Below are 262 nucleotides of genomic sequence, written 5' to 3' on the forward strand. Positions count from 1 at the left end.
GTGTCCATCAGCCTGGCCGGCCAGGTGATCCCCCGATTGGACGAAGTCATCCTGCGCAACGAGACCCGGGTGCAAGTGCAAGTGCCCGACGCCCATGCGTTCCATGCCTTGAGCTGCTGGCAACTGGACCCCGGCTGCGAGGAGCAGTTGCTCGCGCGCCTGACCTGGCTCAGCAGCAACCAGGGCCTGGCTTTACCGCATATGGGCCGCGAGACCTGGAACATATTGATCCAGGCCGGTCTAATCGCAGGCTTTCTCGATT

1 pseudogene is annotated in these 262 nt (G+C 62.6%); it reads left to right on the plus strand.

Annotated elements, in window-relative coordinates:
- Positions 1-262 (plus strand): annotated as a pseudogene (locus SB756_RS31400) (DNA ligase B); the annotation flags it as partial.

It is taken from the genome of Pseudomonas sp. SIMBA_068 (assembly GCF_046534705.1).
Taxonomy (GTDB): domain Bacteria; phylum Pseudomonadota; class Gammaproteobacteria; order Pseudomonadales; family Pseudomonadaceae; genus Aquipseudomonas; species Aquipseudomonas putida.